Annotated in this window: 26 protein-coding genes and 3 pseudogenes; 11 read left to right on the forward strand and 18 right to left on the reverse strand. The window is 43.6% G+C overall.

Annotated features, from left to right (window positions below):
• Positions 1 to 82 precede the first annotated feature (82 nt).
• The 11 genes from K6984_RS18240 to K6984_RS18280 form a co-directional block, all read right to left on the reverse strand.
• The gene (locus K6984_RS18240; RefSeq protein ID WP_221896816.1) at positions 83 to 433 is read right to left on the reverse strand and encodes a BAR domain-containing protein; all 351 of its coding nucleotides are present in this window, start codon (positions 431 to 433) and stop codon (positions 83 to 85) included.
• A gap of 129 nt (positions 434 to 562) precedes the next feature.
• Entirely contained in the window at positions 563 to 1,009 is a 447-nt protein-coding gene (locus tag K6984_RS18245; protein WP_221896892.1) for a multicopper oxidase domain-containing protein, read from the reverse strand.
• Positions 1,010 to 1,060: 51 nt separating this feature from the next.
• A complete protein-coding gene (locus tag K6984_RS18250; RefSeq protein ID WP_221896817.1) occupies positions 1,061 to 1,474 on the reverse strand; it encodes a hypothetical protein in 414 nt (137 codons plus the stop codon).
• A gap of 284 nt (positions 1,475 to 1,758) precedes the next feature.
• Entirely contained in the window at positions 1,759 to 1,920 is a 162-nt protein-coding gene (locus tag K6984_RS18255; RefSeq protein WP_221896818.1) for a hypothetical protein, read from the reverse strand.
• A gap of 27 nt (positions 1,921 to 1,947) precedes the next feature.
• Entirely contained in the window at positions 1,948 to 2,076 is a 129-nt protein-coding gene (locus tag K6984_RS34135) for a hypothetical protein (RefSeq protein WP_263458596.1), read from the reverse strand.
• Between the two features lie 186 nt (positions 2,077 to 2,262).
• On the reverse strand, positions 2,263 to 2,598 hold the full coding sequence (locus K6984_RS18260; RefSeq protein WP_221896819.1) for a hypothetical protein: 336 nt from the start codon (positions 2,596 to 2,598) through the stop codon (positions 2,263 to 2,265).
• Complete coding sequence (locus tag K6984_RS18265; protein ID WP_221896820.1) at positions 2,523 to 2,741, reverse strand: hypothetical protein; 219 nt, start codon at positions 2,739 to 2,741, stop codon at positions 2,523 to 2,525. Before K6984_RS18265 ends, K6984_RS18260 begins: the two co-directional genes overlap by 76 nt.
• Positions 2,742 to 2,761: 20 nt before the next feature.
• Entirely contained in the window at positions 2,762 to 4,141 is a 1,380-nt protein-coding gene (locus K6984_RS18270; protein ID WP_221896821.1) for a cupredoxin domain-containing protein, read from the reverse strand.
• Positions 4,142 to 4,548: 407 nt separating this feature from the next.
• Positions 4,549 to 5,265: a hypothetical protein gene (locus K6984_RS31335; RefSeq protein WP_230987978.1), complete on the reverse strand. Its 717-nt coding sequence runs from the start codon at positions 5,263 to 5,265 to the stop codon at positions 4,549 to 4,551.
• Positions 5,226 to 5,954, reverse strand: coding sequence for a transposase (locus K6984_RS31340; RefSeq protein WP_230988170.1), 729 nt, complete (start codon positions 5,952 to 5,954; stop codon positions 5,226 to 5,228). The genes K6984_RS31335 and K6984_RS31340 overlap by 40 nt, the downstream gene beginning before the upstream one ends.
• Positions 5,955 to 6,262: 308 nt before the next feature.
• Positions 6,263 to 6,478 carry a hypothetical protein gene (locus tag K6984_RS18280; protein ID WP_147883717.1) on the reverse strand — a complete coding sequence of 72 codons (216 nt, stop codon included), beginning with the start codon at positions 6,476 to 6,478 and terminating at the stop codon, positions 6,263 to 6,265.
• A gap of 250 nt (positions 6,479 to 6,728) precedes the next feature.
• Between K6984_RS18280 and K6984_RS18285 the strand changes: the two genes are divergently transcribed.
• Positions 6,729 to 7,688: a transposase gene (locus K6984_RS18285; protein WP_221896822.1), complete on the forward strand. Its 960-nt coding sequence runs from the start codon at positions 6,729 to 6,731 to the stop codon at positions 7,686 to 7,688.
• On the opposite strand, the gene K6984_RS18290 is transcribed toward K6984_RS18285, so the two are convergent.
• A complete protein-coding gene (locus K6984_RS18290; RefSeq protein ID WP_221896823.1) occupies positions 7,598 to 8,053 on the reverse strand; it encodes a hypothetical protein in 456 nt (151 codons plus the stop codon). The genes K6984_RS18285 and K6984_RS18290 overlap by 91 nt on opposite strands.
• A gap of 12 nt (positions 8,054 to 8,065) precedes the next feature.
• Here K6984_RS18290 and K6984_RS18295 point away from each other — a divergent pair, with 12 nt between their 5' ends.
• Positions 8,066 to 8,215 (forward strand): hypothetical protein, encoded by a 150-nt coding sequence (locus K6984_RS18295; RefSeq protein ID WP_221894623.1) that lies wholly within the window; start codon positions 8,066 to 8,068, stop codon positions 8,213 to 8,215.
• On the opposite strand, the pseudogene K6984_RS36365 reads toward K6984_RS18295, so the two are convergent.
• The 4 genes and pseudogenes from K6984_RS36365 to K6984_RS34140 all read right to left on the reverse strand — a co-directional run.
• Positions 8,158 to 8,409, reverse strand: a pseudogene (locus tag K6984_RS36365) (IS701 family transposase); the annotation flags it as partial. The gene K6984_RS18295 and the pseudogene K6984_RS36365 overlap by 58 nt on opposite strands.
• 226 nt (positions 8,410 to 8,635) lie before the next feature.
• Positions 8,636 to 8,839 (reverse strand): hypothetical protein, encoded by a 204-nt coding sequence (locus tag K6984_RS18300; RefSeq protein WP_221896824.1) that lies wholly within the window; start codon positions 8,837 to 8,839, stop codon positions 8,636 to 8,638.
• On the reverse strand, positions 8,836 to 8,994 hold the full coding sequence (locus K6984_RS18305) for a hypothetical protein (RefSeq protein ID WP_221896825.1): 159 nt from the start codon (positions 8,992 to 8,994) through the stop codon (positions 8,836 to 8,838). Before K6984_RS18305 ends, K6984_RS18300 begins: the two co-directional genes overlap by 4 nt.
• A gap of 27 nt (positions 8,995 to 9,021) precedes the next feature.
• Positions 9,022 to 9,150, reverse strand: a complete 129-nt coding sequence (locus tag K6984_RS34140) for a hypothetical protein (RefSeq protein WP_263458600.1) — start codon at positions 9,148 to 9,150, stop codon at positions 9,022 to 9,024.
• A 247-nt stretch (positions 9,151 to 9,397) separates the two neighbouring features.
• On the opposite strand from K6984_RS34140, the pseudogene K6984_RS18310 reads away from it, so the two are divergent.
• From K6984_RS18310 to K6984_RS18325, 4 genes and pseudogenes are all read left to right on the forward strand, one after another.
• Positions 9,398 to 9,610: pseudogene (locus tag K6984_RS18310) on the forward strand (DDE-type integrase/transposase/recombinase); the annotation flags it as partial.
• A 114-nt stretch (positions 9,611 to 9,724) separates the two neighbouring features.
• Positions 9,725 to 10,546, forward strand: coding sequence for a DUF1566 domain-containing protein (locus K6984_RS18315; RefSeq protein ID WP_221896826.1), 822 nt, complete (start codon positions 9,725 to 9,727; stop codon positions 10,544 to 10,546).
• A 15-nt stretch (positions 10,547 to 10,561) separates the two neighbouring features.
• A complete protein-coding gene (locus K6984_RS18320; RefSeq protein WP_221896827.1) occupies positions 10,562 to 11,287 on the forward strand; it encodes a DUF1566 domain-containing protein in 726 nt (241 codons plus the stop codon).
• A 425-nt stretch (positions 11,288 to 11,712) separates the two neighbouring features.
• Complete coding sequence (locus K6984_RS18325; RefSeq protein WP_221896828.1) at positions 11,713 to 12,429, forward strand: DUF1566 domain-containing protein; 717 nt, start codon at positions 11,713 to 11,715, stop codon at positions 12,427 to 12,429.
• 100 nt (positions 12,430 to 12,529) lie between these two features.
• Here K6984_RS18325 and K6984_RS18330 read toward each other — a convergent pair whose 3' ends face one another.
• Positions 12,530 to 13,213 (reverse strand): IS6 family transposase, encoded by a 684-nt coding sequence (locus K6984_RS18330; RefSeq protein WP_221896829.1) that lies wholly within the window; start codon positions 13,211 to 13,213, stop codon positions 12,530 to 12,532.
• 333 nt (positions 13,214 to 13,546) lie between these two features.
• Between K6984_RS18330 and K6984_RS34145 the strand changes: the two genes are divergently transcribed.
• The 4 genes and pseudogenes from K6984_RS34145 to K6984_RS18345 all read left to right on the forward strand — a co-directional run bounded on the left by K6984_RS34145 (position 13,547) and on the right by K6984_RS18345 (position 14,874).
• Positions 13,547 to 13,669 (forward strand): hypothetical protein, encoded by a 123-nt coding sequence (locus K6984_RS34145; RefSeq protein WP_263458801.1) that lies wholly within the window; start codon positions 13,547 to 13,549, stop codon positions 13,667 to 13,669.
• A gap of 14 nt (positions 13,670 to 13,683) precedes the next feature.
• Positions 13,684 to 13,857: a type II toxin-antitoxin system RelE family toxin gene (locus K6984_RS18335; RefSeq protein ID WP_221896830.1), complete on the forward strand. Its 174-nt coding sequence runs from the start codon at positions 13,684 to 13,686 to the stop codon at positions 13,855 to 13,857.
• A gap of 60 nt (positions 13,858 to 13,917) precedes the next feature.
• Positions 13,918 to 14,019 (forward strand): annotated as a pseudogene (locus K6984_RS18340) (IS6 family transposase); the annotation flags it as partial.
• 135 nt (positions 14,020 to 14,154) lie between these two features.
• On the forward strand, positions 14,155 to 14,874 hold the full coding sequence (locus tag K6984_RS18345; protein WP_221896831.1) for a DUF1566 domain-containing protein: 720 nt from the start codon (positions 14,155 to 14,157) through the stop codon (positions 14,872 to 14,874).
• Positions 14,875 to 14,908: 34 nt separating this feature from the next.
• Here K6984_RS18345 and K6984_RS34150 read toward each other — a convergent pair whose 3' ends face one another.
• A complete protein-coding gene (locus K6984_RS34150; RefSeq protein ID WP_263458802.1) occupies positions 14,909 to 15,037 on the reverse strand; it encodes a hypothetical protein in 129 nt (42 codons plus the stop codon).
• 281 nt (positions 15,038 to 15,318) lie between these two features.
• Here K6984_RS34150 and K6984_RS18350 point away from each other — a divergent pair, with 281 nt between their 5' ends.
• Complete coding sequence (locus tag K6984_RS18350) at positions 15,319 to 17,454, forward strand: molybdopterin-containing oxidoreductase family protein (protein WP_221896832.1); 2,136 nt, start codon at positions 15,319 to 15,321, stop codon at positions 17,452 to 17,454.
• Positions 17,455 to 17,478: the final 24 nt, after the last annotated feature.

A 17,478-nucleotide genomic window follows, 5' to 3' on the forward strand; every position in this document is an offset into this window, starting at 1 on the left:
AAAGAAGCATCTATACTAAAATTTAATATTAGTTTTTATGTTAATCTAATAACCTATGCAATACAATGACGTACTAAATGGATTAGAACTGAATCGCTTTATACCCGTGCTTAGCTTTTTCTAGCTCAGACTTTGCACTCGCATAGTCAGATTTCTTAATAAACTTATTAGCTTTAGTAAAATGCGCTGAAAGTCGGCCTATCTTAGGCGCATTTTGTTCGCTGTTAAGTTCTTTCTTGGCGCGTTTCGCTTGCTTGATATGAGCTTTAGCTGCATCTGGGTCATTAGCATCAAGACTCTTGATTGCTTCATCGACATGGGCGCTAATGCGATTTACAGCGTCATCATTTGGCGTAGCAAAAGCAGCCAATGAAAATGAACCTAAAAAAACAGCAAGCATGGCTGCTACGATAGTGCTTTTTAAAAATTTCATAGATATTACCTTCGTTGTGGTTATTATTATTGGCACATAACAATCCTCAGATATGCGCCTAGACTGATTCTAGCACAGCTTTTGAAAAAATACTCCAAATGGCAGCTAGTTGAGTTTATGTGTGTGAATTTAGCCTGGAATATCAAAACCAGGAAAAACTTGCCCAGTACCTGAATTTGTATCAACAAAAGAGCCACTTTGAGAAAATGCTTCTGCCAGGCTGACACGCGGATAAATAGCAGTGACTTGAGCAGTGCTCATATTGCTCTGGGTCACTTTAAAGCGGGCTACATAATTACTATCTGCCGCACTGGCGACAACTTCCACTAATTGCATCATACCGTTGTCTTCATGTTTTAAAATATGGCAATGGTTGACATACTCGCCCACATAATCAGTAAAACGCGAACGAAATACTGCACGACCACGGTTTCTAGGTAGCCAGGTGACATCCAGCCAGCGCGGTTCGGTAAGTATATTCACAAGCGAGCCATCAGCAATCGGCACATCCACACGACTTAACCAGAAGGGGTTGACATGTATATGAAACGGGTGATCAACGGTAGTGGTACTGATAGCCTTTAAGCCTTCAGCTTCTGCCTGTGCTCGTGTAACGGCTCTGCCTGCCTAATGTGGCTGCCAAACCGAATTGATTCTATCCGACCATAAGCTTAGTGAGTTATTGTACACAGCCCATTCTTCAGAGCTGTCTAACCACATTTGCGGATGTATGCCCGTTGGGTCAAACTTGAGCCCGTCGATTGCCATGGTACGAATATTAGGGGGTAATACCACCATTCGCTCACTATTTGGAGTGATAGGACCGTAGGTAATATTAAGCAACTCCGGGTTTTTTGCCACAAAATTTGCAGGTGCATCGATAATCGGGAAATCAGCATTGCCCCAGCCTGAATAGCTCACCACACGAGTACGAAAACTACCGAGTTCCACGTCACGCGCATTAGCCTCGGCAGCAGTGTTGACGGTTAAGTCTTCATCGCTGATTGGTATCAGATAATCAGGGACTTGGGGGTAAAGCATTTACATCTATGTCGCCACCTTCTACCGGTTCACCCGAAACGACAACGGTGGCAACAATAATATCTCCAGGCCAGTTAGGTAGCGTAGTATTATTCTGAGCTACCAGTTTGCGCAGGCCTTCGCTGCCAGCCATGGAGAGCGAAAGCGAGGGCTGGTAGTCCCCAGAAGGCGTAGAGCCGTTGTTTTGTCGGAATCGTAGCGCTAGCGTAGGTGTAGACAAAATAAAAGGCATTCCGAAACGCCGTCCAGTCATTTGAGGGAGTGTTACGAAGCCAGCACCGAGTTTACGATGGTAATGGCGAAGTGGCACGTACGCAGGACGTCCGCTGAAAATCCTGGAAACGGAGCTTTAGCGAAGTGAAGATTTTTAGTCCGCGATAGCCGTAGGGCCGTTGTTTTGTCGGAGTCTGAGCGTTAGCGAAGGTGGAGACAAAATAAAAGGCCATCCGACACGGCGTCAAGTCATTTGGAGCCTATGTTCCGACCCCTTGTTGGGTCGGGACGAGGTGACGAGGACGAATCGGGGCCGCCGGAGGCATAAGTGGTCGCGTTAAGTTTTTGCTGCTTGCTTGGGCTGGGATGCCCAAAACAAGCTTTCGCAAAAATAGCGACTCCCCAATGGGGCGCCGAAGGCATTAGTGGTCGCGTTAAGTTTTTGCCGCTTGCTTGGGCTGGGATGCCCAAAACAAGCTTTCGCAAAAATAGCGACTCCCCGCTCTCGTAATTATCGTTATGCAAGATATCAAAATGCGCCACAACGGTGTAAACCAAACTGGTCTCAGCGCCTTTTAACTGTGGCGCCTGAAAAATATATCGGCTCGATTTGCTGGAGCCATCATAATTTCATTAGGGCGGTTGTACGCTGCTTTGACATTTTCTTCATTAGCAAAACAGGCGGAAATTCTATCGATGCGATCTTGCGGTGTATCTTTATTGGTGAAATCAAGTGGATTAGGCGGTGCATCAAAGTTTAGGTCTTTTATATAATATTCATAACCGCCATTCGCAGTAGCGCGCACCAGGGTAACACCATCCATAGCAAGTTGCGTTATCGGCCGCTGAAAATCATGGAAACGTAGCTTAGCGAAGTGGTGATTTTTAGTCCCTGATAGGCGACAGGGCAATTTGCTGATTCGACGTGTGCTAGCAGCACGCGAGAGGAGCAAGAATTGCATTCCGAATAGCCGTCCAGCCAGTGAGGTAGTAATGACGAAGCGGCTTTTGTGCGTAGTCGTTGCGGACGCAGGGCGTTCAGGGCATCTCCCATCCGCTGCGTAGGTGAACGAATTATGGCGACAGGAGTCCCGGAATTTCGTGAGGTAGCATGGCGCGCCTGTGTTTGAGGCTTTCAATTATTGATGTATCCAGAGGAGTGCAGCCACCATAAGCATTAATGCGTCCAATCTGGCCATTTTCGAAGACAGTGAGTGGTCCTTTTAAAATAAAAAAACGAATATAGCTACGTCTATCGACACTGCCGTTAAGGACTCGCCAGCGTTCAATTGCTCTCGGTTGCATGGTTATGACTTTCGGTAGAAATCTACCATTAACGGTGGGAAATGATGCTGCACCTTGACCTTTTCCGCCATTTGCATCTGGATCCACGGCAACATTGCCTGGGTTTACATTTTGCATAAACATCAGCCGCTCACGATATTTATAACGGCCGGTTGGAACCTGAGGGTCAGAGTTAGGGTATTCAGATTCGGGGCCTACAAGTTGCTCATTAATTGCTTCATTGACATCACCCTCAACAATAAAAAAACCAGCCATGCCACTAGCAACCTGATTATGTGTCGCTCCATGCGCGTGAGGATGATACCAGTGCGTGCCTGGTGGGTGAGGTGCTCCTGATGCACCGATATCCCCTAAGCGAAATTCATAATTAGCATCTCCCACCTGCTCGTTAACACGCAAGAATCGACAATCTGAGTCTGCAGAATTTTCTCTGGCTACAAAATCTGCCTGCGGCATGATTCTGAGGATGATATTGTCAGAGATTGAACCGTCAGGATTGGATCCTGGGCGTACATGTAAGCCGTGGGTATGCATATTGGTCGTATTCACGGAATGAATGCCATTAGTGTGCTCACCTAAACACCAGTCATCTTGAGGGTCTTGCGGTATATCATCTTTACTAACGCCTTTGGGTAATGCGTTGGGATCTGGATAGGGGCCGACAAAGCTCTTTCCAGCATCCAGACCTAGCAAATTACGCAGCTCTAGATAGTAAGTTGAATCTCCAGGCATGCGGATAGTAGGGCCTGGAGTAATACCGCCATAGCTGAATAATAAGGGCCGTATATTTTCAAAACCGGTACCAGTAATGGCAATAGGCGAGGCATTTTCGACTACGGTTAAGTTGAGTTGCTTGCCAGGCCAATCATCAGGCCGCCAAACCCAGAGTTCTGACCAGGTATCAACTGCAGTATCTGGATCAAAGTCAGACAAACTGGCTAATCTAGGTACCGGTCGCATTTCTGAATCCGAGCCTGCCTCGCTAGTTTCAGCAGATACTTTAGCGCTGTCGTTAAGGCTAGTCGCAGCAAATGCGGTTACACCGACACCTTTGGCAGAGGTGAGAATAAATTCGCGCCGGCTATATTGAGGTTGCTCGGTAGAAGAGGCTGGTTTTTCCGCTTGTTCGGAGATGGTTTTTTTAGACATTATTATGACTCCTGACTATTGCTAGGGCAGCACCGTGTTGGAATCATAGATAAGTAATTGCATATGATCCATCAGTGTTCCCATTGAAAGAAGAAGTACCGTAACTACTCAGCGTATTTTTTAACTTTAAAATCAAATGGATATATTTTAATTTAACCTGACTTTAGTCATTTTCACCTTTAAAAAGGGGTGAAAATTGGGCTAAAATGCAGAGAGATACATTAATTATTATTTTAAATCAATCTGTTATGAGTTTAAATTACGCTGAGTAGTTACGAAGTACCTAAACAAAGCAGCCTATAACCCACCTGAAGGTAGCACCACTCGAATATTTCCATAATTGGGTTATTACGCTGTATCACTCGATGTTCAAGTTTTTCCATCCCATTGCCATCAAACTCTTACCTTCACCCAGTAGAACAATACTTTAATGATGCTGTTGGCCCTAAGCGCCCTAAATCTCTGCCAATCATATTTTTTCCTGATGGCATCAGTTGAAACACATCCTTTATTAATTCACCTAACTCTTTCAGCTTATCACCAGGATCTGGAAACTCTAGCAATGACGTGATGAACTCAAGCAGTACATCTATTTGAGACTTGCGCTGTAAGCTTCCTACGGTATACGCAGGTAGTTTGCTTTCAATGCGGGCTATTTGCTCTGGGTGAAGGAGAAGGCAATGGTCAAACAAAAGACTCAGAATCAGGCCACGGCTTGATCCCTCTTCATCTAATTGTTTGGCCTCACGCCCCCATCCTTCATAAAGCTTCCAGTCCTCAAAGAAAACCTCAATCAGCCATCTCAACGTATAGGCTTGAATAATATCTTGTGTGCGCCAAGTCAGGTCTGTCGCCACTAAATAGCGATAGTCGTTTTCACCGTCATATTTTAAGGCAATGACAAAGCGTTTTTTACTGTGAGAACTCACCTTTAATCGTGCACTGCTGACAGTCACTTTAATCTCTTTGCCGCCACGTACACGTATTATCTGATCAATGCCTTTGTTAATCGAATTAAAGTAGCTCTCGACTGACCTTATTCTACCTCTATATTCAATATTTTGGTTTTTACGTAATTGGCTAATCACCTGCGAGCCTCCAGATTCTTTAGCGGCTTCGTCCATAAAGGCTTTTCACCATACAGCGCATCAGCCAGTACGCCTTTAATTTTAATCAGGCTATGCGCAACTTTAAACTCTTTTAATAAGCCTAATGCAATCTCTGTTTTGGTCGGGTAGGCACTGTCACGTTCAGGCTTAATAGGCCGATCTTTTTTTGCTATACCGCTATTTTTCAACCGTTTATCTTCTTTATCCCACTGCTTTAAGGCTGGATCCGGCATATAAAAGAAAAAACCGACAGGCACTGTAATGGATGAGGTAACTAGCAGCAATAATACTATCGTTTGTCCATTAACATACCCGCCGGAGCCTTTGTGTTTCTGCTTGTAAACCTTATAAATACGTTTTGTAGACTTAGATCGTGCTCGGTCTGATTCATCAAAGGCCAACACACCTTCAGTAATGCCATAACGTTTTAAAATTAAGACCACACTCACCCGTAGCAACCAGTCCCAGGGTATACTTGCTTTACGAAACACCCAGGATAATGCGGCTACTTTGCAATCTCCAAGGCTTGCTCGCTCAAACTTAGCCCAGCAAACAGAGTTCATTAGCAGTATGCCCGTTAAACAAGTGCCCAACCAAGCGGCTTGAATCCGTGTCAAAGCGGCTCCGGGTTTTAGCTGATTGAGCGCATCATTTAAATCGTCAATATAGCTCTGGATAAAGGTGGCTGGGGCATTCATTAACATGGGCTTACACCGATAAAATTACAACAACCTCAGAATACCTGATTTTACCTTCTCAATATCAAAAACTTGAACATCGAGTATCAGTGTAGTCGATAGTGGTCGCCATTTCCTCCAAACCAATGAACAGATTTATGGCCAGCGGCTTCCCCACTCAACGTATTTTAAATCACTGAAGTCGCATAGACGAACAAGTATGCTTGAGGCATTTGAACAGCAGAGCTATCATCTTCACGCTGAAACACTGCTATCGCAAGGCATTGATTATCTTAACCCATCTTCGTCACTATTGATGATGTAGTTGTTATAAATCAATCGCTGAAAATCATGGAAACGGAGCTTAGCGAAGTGGTGATTTTTAGCCCCTGATAGGCGACAGGGCAATTCGCTGATTCGACGTGTGCTAGCAGCACGCGAGAGGAGCAAGAATTGCATTCCGAATAGCCGTCCAGCCAGTGAGGTAGTAATGACGAAGCGGCTTTTGTGCGTAGTCGTTGCGGACGCAGGGCGTTCAGGGCATCTCCCATCCGCTGCGTAGGTGAACGAATTATGGCGACAGGAGTCCCAGAATTTCGTGAGGTAGCATGGCGCGCCTGTGGTTGAAATTTTAAAAAGTAGCCAGTTGGCACTACAGATTTTGTGTTTTTGTATAAAACGTTGGATTTTTTAGAGTATTTTTGTCGCATGCGCTGTCAGCCCGTCCGGGGCTGACAGCGATCGACAAAAAATCGCTTAAACCGATGAATCAATGGCTTAGAAAGATGAAAGTGACGAAGATTGGTTAAAGCATTCCCGGAACTTGACGAATACACCATAGAAGCAGCGGATGGACATTTTATTGATCATGCCTGCCATACTGAAAAAAACAGCAAGGGGAAAGTTTATGCGGCCGGGGGGATTTACGCGTTGAATCTCAGAAGTGGGTTGCTCAGATTTCTTTGTCTGGTGACAAACGGAACTCAGAGGCATCAAGAAATACCTGTGTTACGAGATCATATTGAAAAGCAAAACAAGGGAAATAACAGCTCTCAGAAACATCTCTATGTCTACGATAAAGCCGTCACCGACTTTGTCTGGTGGGATCGGCAGAAACGACATGCTAATTACATGATTTCAATGCTAAAAGAAAATTCAATTGCGACTCTGGTTGAGTCTATCCCTTTTGACTCCCGCCATGAGATCAATACAGGGGTTGAAGCATACAGTGTGTACGAAAACAAGGGCATCAAATTTAACGTGGTGGATTACCGTGATCCAGAAACCGGAAAACTTCACCGGTTTGTGACAACCTTGCCAATGACTATTAACCCTGGAACCATTGCCATGCTGTATTTCAAGCGATGGACGATTGAAAAGACATTCAATAACACTAAAAGTAATTTCAAGGAAACTAAAGCTTGGTCTTCCAATACCCGCTCACTTGAAAATCAAATGCGCCTGACTGCAATGAGCTATAATTTAATGCGCGTGTTTGAAGAGATTTCAAAAACACAACAGCCAGAATTGATTCATCCATCGGATAAAAAATATAGCGAGGCTCTGGAGATAAGGCAGCAACAGGCTCAAAAACGAGATCGTTTTGTGAATCCATTATTTTCCACTCGATGTTCAAGTTTTTCCATCCCATTGCCATCAAACTCTTACCTTCACCCAGCAGAACAATACTTTAATGATGCTGTTGGCCCTAAGCGCCCTAAATCTCTGCCAATCATATGTTTTCCTGATGGCATCAGTTGAAACACATCCTTTATTAATTCACCTAACTCTTTCAGCTTATCACCAGGATCTGGAAACTCTAGCAATGACGTGATGAACTCAAGCAGTACATCCATTTGAGACTTGCGCTGTAAGCTTCCTACGGTATACGCAGGTAGTTTGCTTTCAATGCGGGCTATTTGCTCTGGGTGAAGGAGAAGGCAATGGTCAAACAAAAGACTCAGAATCAGGCCACGGCTTGATCCCTCTTCATCCGCTGTCAGCCCCGGACGGGCTGATAGTCTCCAGAAGGCGCAGGGAAATTTGCCAATCCGAAGTGCGCGATAGCGCGCGAGGGAGGCTAAAATTTTATCCCGAATAGCCGTAGAGCCATTTGTGGTAGCCATGACTGAGCTGCTTTGTGCTCAGTCTGTGGCGGACGCAGGGCGGCTGGAGCATCTCCTATTCGCTGCGTAGGTGAACGAATTACGGCGACAGGAGTCCCGGAATTTCGTGAGGTAGCATGGCGCGCCTGTAATTGTTTGGCCTCACGCCCCCATCCTTCATAAAGCTTCCAGTCCTCAAAGAAAACCTCAATCAGCCATCTCAACGTATAGGCTTGAATAATATCTTGTGTGCGCCAAGTCAGGTCTGTCGCCACTAAATAGCGATAGTCGTTTTCACCGTCATATTTTAAGGCAATGACAAAGCGTTTTTTACTGTGTGAACTCACCTTTAATCGTGCACTGCTGACAGTCGCTGCCAGCCATGGAGAGCGAAAGCGAGGGCTGGTAGTCCCCAGAAGGCGTAGGGCCGTTGTTTTGTCGGAATCGTAGCGCTAGCGTAGGTGTAGACAAAATAAAAGGCATTCCGAAACGCCGTCCAGTCATTTGAGGGAGTGTTACGAAGCCAGCACCGAGTTTACGATGGTAATGGCGAAGTGGCACGTACGCAGGACGTCTGGGGCGCCGAAGGCATTAGTGGTCGCGTTAAGTTTTTGCCGCTTGCTTGGGCTGGGATGCCCAAAACAAGCTTTCGCAAAAATAGCGACTCCCCGCCACTTTAATCTCTTTGCCGCCACGTACACGTATTATCTGATCAATGCCTTTGTTAATCGAATTAAAGTAGCTCTCGACTGACCTTATTCTACCTCTATATTCAATATTTTGGTTTTCACGTAATTGGCTAATCACCTGCGAGCCTCCAGATTCTTTAGCGGCTTCGTCCGCTGAAAATCAGGGAAACGGAGCCTAAGCGAAGTGATGATTTTTAGTCCGCGATAGCCGTAGGGCCGTTGTTTTGTCGGAGTCTGAGCGTTAGCGAAGGTGGAGACAAAATAAAAGGCCATCCGACACGGCGTCAAGTCATTTGGAGCCTATGTTCCGACCCCTTGTTGGGTCGGGACGAGGTGACGAGGACGAATCGGGGCCGCCGGAGGCATAAGTGGTCGCGTTAAGTTTTTGCCGCTTGCTTGGGCTGGGATGCCCAAAACAAGCTTTCGCAAAAATAGCGACTCCCCGCCATAAAGGCTTTTTCACCATACAGCGCTTCAAGCCAGTACCCTTTAATTTTAATCAGGCTATGCGCAACTTTAAACTCTTTTAATAAGCCTAATGCAATCTCTGTTTTGGTCGGGTAGGCACTGTCACGTTCAGGCTTAATAGGCCGATCTTTTTCTGCTATACCGCTCTTTATTCAACCGTTTATCTTCTTTATCCCACTTGTTAATCCTCGCTGGGTTTGCTACTATGATCGACATATTACAGGTTAAATATTTGAATAACATCATCGAACAGGATCACCGCTTTATCAAAAAAATAACAAAACCGATGATGGGCTTTAAAGCGTTTCACTCCGCTCAAGCAACCATTGATGGAATTGAAACGGCACATATGATCCGAAAGGGACAATTGTCTGAGGAAAATGTTCCTGCTTATAAGCAGTTTATGGCTTTAGCAGGATAGTTATGCCTGAAGGACAGAGGGTCTGCGCTTTTAATAATTATTGCGATAGAACCCGCAGAACTTGGTAGGATGCATGAAAATGTTGTATGATTTTTGGAGAAGGTATTGGTTAATATGAATGTATTTAAATTGAAAAAAGTGGTTTGCGTTATGGGGATGGTTTTATCTGGACCCGTGATGGCTTATGGTGTTACCCCTGTGAATCCTGGTGTTCCTGGTGTTCCTGGTGGGGGTCTAGTTCTTGACATTGAGGAGGAAAGGAGACTCGTTGCTATAGCGTCCAACACCGAGGGTGTTTTTACGAACTCGAAAGGACTGAAGGTAAATAGAGTCGCCCTTGAGGGGTTGAATGAATTATTACCCCCTATTCCTGAGAATAGAACCGAACCTCTAGCCTTAACCTTTTGCTCTAACACTGATGAAATTCAGTGGGGTGATTGTCCTACCTATAAACTTGGTGGTAGAGGCCCCGCGGGTGGTTGGGTATTTTATGTTTCGGATAGCGGAATGCGAGGGTTAGAAGCGTCTCCGGAGGACCAGGGTAACTATGAGTGGGGTTGTTATAATACAGAATTTGAGGGTGTGACGGGCACGGCTATCGGATCAGGTGCGGCTAATACTAAGATAATTTCTGAATCGAATTGTGTGGGAAGGTATTCATACAGTGGTGAGATTGCGGCTAGAGTGTCAAATAATTATGAGCTTAATGGCTTTGATGACTGGTACTTACCCTCGCGTGATGAGCTGTATTTAATGGACAAAAACTTAAACGCAAAAGGTTTGGGTGATTTTAAGGGTCGTAGTTACTGGAGTTCATCTAACTATACGAAAAGTAGTCGTCCAGATGAGTTTGCTTGGATTCAGTATTTTGGTGGTGGAAATTATGGAGTCAGTAGATTTGGCGAGCTTCCGGTGAGATCTATAAGGTCTTTTTGATAATTGGAGATAATAATGAAAAAATTAAAGGTTGTTACAGGGCTATTGTTAATATTCACAGTAAACTCGGTATTTGCAGATCAAGTTGAGAAGAATAAAATTGGTCAAGCTAGGAATGCGGCGGCTATTGTAATTAATACGAAAACGCTACAGAATCTACAGAAGATTTTACCTGAGCTTCCTGAGGTAGTGGGTCAAGATATGGCTATAATTCTTTGCCCTGAGAAGGATACTCCTCAATGGGGGGAATGTTTGTATGAAGTCGGTGGCACTGGACCTGCAGGTGGATTGGTTTTCTATACTACAGATGGGGGTAGGCATGGAATAGAAGCATCTCCAACAGATCAAGGACAATCTGAATGGGGTTGTTACACTGTTGAGGTTGCAGGTGCAGAGAGTCAGGAAGTTGGATTTGGTAAGACAAATACTAATGCTATCTTAGATGGAGGTTGTGTTCAGGACTATGTTTACAGTGGAGATATAGCCGCACGGATAGCATATGACTACACCTTAAATGGATTTGAGGATTGGTATTTACCATCTTTGGGTGAATTAGGCTTGATGTATAGTGAGTTGAAAGAAAAAAAGATAGGTGACTTTGCTGGTTATGGACGTTACATTAGCTCATCACAACAGGAAGAATCAAATATTAGATCATGGGCAATGAGGTTCTCAAGTGGTCTGAAAGTTCTTATTTATAGGAATCTTCATGGACATGTTCGTCCAGTACGATCATTTTAAAAAAATGTTCTGATAAATCAATACCTTCGCCAAAATGAAAATACACTCATTTTTATGAATTTTACAGCCTATAAGCGATTGATTTATATAGGTGTAAGATTATCATTTTTGGATTAAATTAAAATTGGCGAAGGTATTGATAAATGTCGGGTAATACTTGGATTATTCACTCAGTCTCTGAAAATAAAGGAGAATACGATTTATTTCCTGTAGGATAGTTTTTTGTACTAGCCGCATAAAAATTGGTTATGGCTGGTTTTTACACTCATAATAAATTTTTGCGACAGAAACGGGCTGTCCCGTCTAAGCCGGGACAGCTCGTAATTTTAAGGGATCTAGATCAACCTTAGGCCTACCTTTTCTGAGCGTAGGTGTCCCGCTTTAGATGGGAAGCCAAGAAACCCAATAAAATAGGTGATATAAAAATGGAAAAAATAAAGATAGTTGTGAGCGCTGTATTATTAATGTTGTCATTACCGATCTTTGCAGATCAGGTGGCTCAAAACACGGCCGGTATTGCTAAAAACAAAGACTTGATAAATTCTAACGCAGCTTCTATTCAGTATGTGGAGGGTACTATCCCTACTTTACCACGGGGTGCGGATAAAGGAATGAAACTTTTTATTTGTAAAGATAGTAATGAAATCCGTTGGGGGTCTTGTGAAACAACTTATAAGATTGGCGATACAGGTCCCTCTGGGGGACTTGTGTTCTACATAACGGATGAGGGTATGCATGGAATAGAATCCTCCCCTGTCGACCAGGGTTGGGCGGAATGGGGTTGTCATGGGAATTATGTCCATAATGCTGGAAGTGAATTAGTTGGTTCTGGTGCGAAAAACACTAGGGCTATATTGGCTGCTGGTTGTGCAAGCCGTGAGGGGGGTAGGACTGCCGTACAAATGACAGATGATTACGAGTTAAATGGTTTTGATGACTGGTACCTTCCATCACGAGATGAGTTAAATCTGATGCAAACCCATTTATATCAAAGTGGCTTAGGGGATTTTTGGAGTAGTATGTACTCAAGTTCTTCACAGAATACGGGTGATATGTCATGGTATCAATACTTCCCAACAGGGGTGCAGGACGTGTCTTTTAAATATATTTTCTTACGTGTTCGGGCTGTCCGCTCTTTTTAAATTTATACTCCTGTGAGGTTGGCGGATCCGAAACCTTGAACCAAAGGGGTTCTGTCGCAATAATTATCAAAAGCGCAGACCTCCTGGTCTTCAGGCATAACTATCCTGCTAAAGCCATAAGCTGCTTATAAGCAGGAATATTTTCCTCAGGCAACTGCCCCTTTCGGATCATATGTGCCGTTTCAATTCCATCAATGGTTGCTTGAGCCGAGTGAAACGCTTTAAAGCCCATCATCGGTTTTGTTATTTTTTTGATAAAGCGGTGATCCTGTTCGATGATGTTATTCAAATATTTAACCTGTAATATGTCGATCATATTGGCAAGCCCATCGAGGATTAACAAGAGGTTAATATTTGCTAATCCTGCATAGTTAACGCCACTTTTATCCATAACGACCTTATCAGGAAAGCCATTATTGTTAATCATTTGTTTGAAAAATGCGGTTGCAGCCTCTTCATCACGGCGCTCAGAAAGCATGAAATCAAGCGTATCCCAGCGACTATCAACAGCTCGGTATAAATAGGTCCACTGGCCCTTCACTTTGATATACGATTCATCCATGCGCCACGATTTATTGGTTTCTCGTTTCTGAGATTTAGCTTTTACAGCAATGGCAGGAGAATAACGGATAACCCAACGATTGAGCGTAGCATGATCCACTTCAACACCTCTTTCTTCCATAATTTCTTCAAGGTCGCGATACGAAACGCCATGCCTGACATAAAAGAAAACAGCATAAAGAATGACATCTTTTGGAAAGTGAGTGCCTTTGAAGCTGAGCATGTGATCCACCTTTTATTGAAATTGATAATTATGATAGCAGATAACGTCGGGAAGGGGGATTTATGCGACAGAACCTATTATGAGTTATAATTGTTGATCTTATATTGCGGATATTTTAATCTTGCAAGTTTTTGCAAAAAATATTGACACTTGCAATATATGCTATATCATCTCTACAATTGGTTTATTTTTTAATGAGGTGTGATTATGACTGCTACATCTATAAGTGTTTCTGCCAACATCCCTGTAGAGCTAGGAGAAATGCTGAATAAAGTTTCACGGGCTGAATAAAGATCTAAAAGTTACTACATAAAAAAAAGGCTAGAGCAATTATTGAGAGATAGGCTAGAGGATTTAGAGGGCTATCAATACGCAAAGCAAGCGCATGATGAATTTATAGCCTCTGGTGAAAAATCTGTGCCTTTTGAAGATATGAGAAAAGAACTTAATTTATAAGATAAGCTTTCTGAATGTACAAAATAGAATTTGAGCAAAGAGCTAAAAAGCAGTTTTATAAGCTAAGTCGTGAAGTGCAAGAAAGGCTTACAGAGGCTATTGACGAAAAACTATCTGTAAACCCAAAAGAATATTTAATTCCTTTAGCTGGAAACAAGGCAGGGCTTTATAAAGGTTCTGTCGCATAAATTCCCCTTCCCGACGTTATCTGCTATCATAATTCTCAATTTCAATAAAAGGTGGATCATATGCTCAGCTTCAAAGGCACTCACTTTCCAAAAGATGTCATTCTTTATGCTGTTTTCTTTTATGTCAGGTATGGCGTTTCGTATCGCGACCTTGAAGAAATTTAGGCGCGCCACCGCGTGCCTCATGATAGATTTTGTGACATGGAGTCCCAAAAGCTTAAGTTACGCAAAACTCAGTAATCTTTCTGAGAAACTTAGGCTCTACGGTGTTATTTTTTATATAAATTGAGGTGTAAAATGAAGAGATATAATTTTTTAGTGTTATTAGTAAGTGTTTTAGTGTTATTCCCTGCGCGAGCAGATGATCTTGAGGTGTTCATCCCGTACGCTCTTTATGATAATCCTATAGTAGAATTTACTCAGGAACCTGAGTACGATGATTTTTGTACATCATCGTTTGCTCCTTATGGAGCTTTAGAAATGGATGAAGAAGAAATGTCTAAGTATCTAACATCTTTGCAGGATGGTCCTTGTGCCAGAATTTATGAGGTTGGTGATGAGGGGCCCGCGGGAGGTCGTGTATTTTATATTTCGGACGATGAAGGAAAACATGGATTAGAAGCTGCTCCCGATGATTTTAGTGGTGTTGAGTGGGGCTGTCATGGAATTAAGGTAGAAGGAACTAATCATACAGAGATTGGTGGGGGGAAAGATAACTCTGATGCACATGCAGAATTTAACTGTAAAAGTCGCTGGGGCGGAAGAGTTGCTTTCGATGTAGTTAAGGATTATAAATTACATGGATATCTGGATTGGTACGTGCCCTCTCGTGACGAGTTGCTGACTATGAAGTCTGAGTTGAGTGTTAAGGATCTCGGTAACTTTGCTAAATCTTGTTATTGGGCTTCTACAGAAGCATGGGGTACATTCAGTTGGATGGTAAATTTTGGTTCCGGCGGGTACGTATATGGCGAGAAAAGCCTGAGAGTCCGCGTCAAGCCTATTAGGACTTTTTAATTACAGTCCGCATACGCTAAAAATAATTTAGAGCCTATGTTCCGACCCCTTGTTGGGTCGGGACGAGGTGACGAAGACGAATCGGGGCCGCCGGAGGCATAAGTGGTCGCGTTAAGTTTTTGCTGCTTGCTTGGGCTGGGATGCCCAAAACAAGCTTTCGCAAAAATAGCGACTCCTCGCAGTTTTTTATCTCCCTTATTTTGGCGAATGTATTGAACACTAATACTGTATTACTCGATGTTCAAGTTTTCAGCTATAACTGGGCTAAGAAAAGTAAATTTTTCCAGCTTTGTTTTATAAGTGATTGATTTACAATGATGTTGATGCTTTCTTTGTCAGTAAAATTATCAATAAAATCAATCAGTTAAAAAACTTGAACATCGAGTATTAGTGTTTGCTAGCAGAAGAGTTCTAAAAACCGATGTAAATAATGAGGAATATACGATGTCTGCAATAATAACAAAAACTGCACACGGTGGTTGTCCGCATGACTGTCCTGATACCTGCGCAATGGTTTATGAAATTGAGGATGGAAAATTGGTGGGTGTCAAAGGTAACCCTGAACATCCAATGACTCGGGGTGGCCTGTGTGTCAAATTAAAAGATTACGAAAAGCGCCACCATCATCCAGATCGTTTGTTATACCCGTTACGCCGTAAGGGTCCCAAAGGCAGTAAGCAGTTTGAACGAATTAGTTGGGATGAAGCGCTGGATGAGATTAGCAGAAAATGGGAAGCCATTATAGAAGAACATGGAGCGCATGCCATTTTACCGACGAGTTATCTTGGCAATCAAGGGCTGGTGCATGGCTTAAATGGTGGTGATGCTTTTTTTAACCGCATGGGAGCAACTGTTTGTGAGCGAACCTACTGTGGTCAAGCTTCGGCAACGGCCTGGCTATTGACAGTCGGACCCACTGCGGGAGTAGACCCGGAAAGTTTTATTCACTCTAAGTACATCGTAATTTGGGCATGTAATTCAGTCAGTACCAACTTGCATCATTGGCATACCATTAAACAGGCTCATAAAAAAGGTGCCAAAATTATTGTTATAGACTCATATGCCTCTAAAACTGCGAAAGAAGCTGACTGGCATATTGCGCCAAAGCCAGGGACGGATGGTGCATTAGCGATGGCGATGATCCATACCATCATTAAAGAAGGCTTAGTGGATCAAGATTATGTTGATCAGTATACCGTTGGCTTTACTGAATTATCCGCACGCGCTAAAGATAGAACACCAGAATGGGCTGAGCAGATTACCGGCATTCCTGCTACCGATATTCGTAAATTAGCCAGAGAATATGCGACAACACAGCCTGCCGCTATTCGTCTTGGAGTCGCCTTAGAAAGAAGTCGTGGTGGAGGTCAAGCTATTCGTGCAGTTTCTTGCCTGCCTGCCTTAATTGGTGCCTGGCGGCATGTTGGCGGTGGCGCAATGCAAATGTCGGTGTGGGAGCATCCCTATAAATTTGATGTTATCTGCCGCCCTGATTTAATCCCCGAAGGAACTCCGGTGGTTAATAATCTTCAGTTGGGGCGAGTTCTCACAGGGGAAACAAAGCTTGCGACCCCGATTAAATCTTTGATGTGCTGGAATAACAATCCAGTCACGCAGTCACCTGAAACAGATAAAATTATTGAAGGGCTAAAACGCGAAGATCTGTTTATGGTATCAGCTGAACATTTTATCTCTGATACTGCCGCTTATGCCGATATTGTTTTGCCCGCGTCAATGGGGGCGGAAATGGAGGATATGATCTTATCCTGGGGGCATCTGTATTTGACTTATAATGAAAAATGCGTGGAATCCCCAGGCGAAGCTATCCCGAATAATGAAATCTTTCGTCGCTTAGCGCAACGTATGGGGTATGAAGAAGAGAATTTCACATGGTCAGATAGTGAATGTCTTGAGCACTATGTGGACTGGGAGTCACCCGCTTGTGATGGCATAGATCTGACTTATTTGAAAAAACAGGGTTATGCCCGATTAACATTAGGTAACAAAGATGATCGAACTCCGCACAAAGAAGGCAACTTTTCCACGCCATCAGGTAAATGCGAATTCAAATTAGACGCTCCAAGTAACTTTCTAGTAGGCCCATTCCGGCAGATGTATGAGGGATTCCAGTCGGGCGAATTATTAGATAGTCTGCCTGATTATGTTGCGCCTAAAGAAACACCTGAAACCAATCCGGAACTGGCCAAAAAATACCCTCTGAATATCATCTCACCTAAAAGCCATGGTTTTCTGAATTCCTGTTATGCCAATATGGATAATAAAATCAGTGGGCAAGGTGAGCAATTTGTTTTAATTAATGCATCTGATGCAATCTCTCGGGGAATTAAAGAAAAGGATAAAGTTCGAGTCTTTAATGATCGAGGTGCATTTGAAAGCGACGCCAGAATTACGGATGATGTGAATATCGGAATTGTGGTCGCAACCTTGGGTTATTGGCGACAGCTTAATACCGGCACGGTCAACTGCATTAGCTCCGCAGAATTTGTTAATATGGGGCATGGGCCGACCTACTCAGATAACTTGGTGCAGATAGAGCTGGTAGGCAGCCCTGACGCATGAACCTTGCAATCGCTGAAAATCAGG

Source organism: Bathymodiolus japonicus methanotrophic gill symbiont (genome assembly GCF_019721995.1).
Lineage (GTDB): Bacteria > Pseudomonadota > Gammaproteobacteria > Methylococcales > Methylomonadaceae > Methyloprofundus.

Coding starts and splice junctions, on each gene's coding strand:
- K6984_RS18240 (WP_221896816.1), bottom strand. CDS start 433: ATGAAATTTTTAAAAAGCACTATCGTAGCAGCCATGCTTGCTGTTTTT.
- K6984_RS18250 (WP_221896817.1), bottom strand. CDS start 1,474: ATGCTTTACCCCCAAGTCCCTGATTATCTGATACCAATCAGCGATGAA.
- K6984_RS18255 (WP_221896818.1), bottom strand. CDS start 1,920: ATGGCCTTTTATTTTGTCTCCACCTTCGCTAACGCTCAGACTCCGACA.
- K6984_RS18265 (WP_221896820.1), bottom strand. CDS start 2,741: ATGGGAGATGCCCTGAACGCCCTGCGTCCGCAACGACTACGCACAAAA.
- K6984_RS18270 (WP_221896821.1), bottom strand. CDS start 4,141: ATGTCTAAAAAAACCATCTCCGAACAAGCGGAAAAACCAGCCTCTTCT.
- K6984_RS31335 (WP_230987978.1), bottom strand. CDS start 5,265: ATGGACGAAGCCGCTAAAGAATCTGGAGGCTCGCAGGTGATTAGCCAA.
- K6984_RS31340 (WP_230988170.1), bottom strand. CDS start 5,954: ATGTTAATGAATGCCCCAGCCACCTTTATCCAGAGCTATATTGACGAT.
- K6984_RS18280 (WP_147883717.1), bottom strand. CDS start 6,478: ATGGGAGATGCCCTGAACGCCCTGCGTCCGCAACGACTACGCACAAAA.
- K6984_RS18290 (WP_221896823.1), bottom strand. CDS start 8,053: ATGGCTACCACAAATGGCTCTACGGCTATTCGGGATAAAATTTTAGCC.
- K6984_RS18305 (WP_221896825.1), bottom strand. CDS start 8,994: ATGGCCTTTTATTTTGTCTCCACCTTCGCTAACGCTCAGACTCCGACA.
- K6984_RS18315 (WP_221896826.1), top strand. CDS start 9,725: ATGAATGTATTTAAATTGAAAAAAGTGGTTTGCGTTATGGGGATGGTT.
- K6984_RS18320 (WP_221896827.1), top strand. CDS start 10,562: ATGAAAAAATTAAAGGTTGTTACAGGGCTATTGTTAATATTCACAGTA.
- K6984_RS18325 (WP_221896828.1), top strand. CDS start 11,713: ATGGAAAAAATAAAGATAGTTGTGAGCGCTGTATTATTAATGTTGTCA.
- K6984_RS18330 (WP_221896829.1), bottom strand. CDS start 13,213: ATGCTCAGCTTCAAAGGCACTCACTTTCCAAAAGATGTCATTCTTTAT.
- K6984_RS18335 (WP_221896830.1), top strand. CDS start 13,684: ATGTACAAAATAGAATTTGAGCAAAGAGCTAAAAAGCAGTTTTATAAG.
- K6984_RS18345 (WP_221896831.1), top strand. CDS start 14,155: ATGAAGAGATATAATTTTTTAGTGTTATTAGTAAGTGTTTTAGTGTTA.
- K6984_RS18350 (WP_221896832.1), top strand. CDS start 15,319: ATGTCTGCAATAATAACAAAAACTGCACACGGTGGTTGTCCGCATGAC.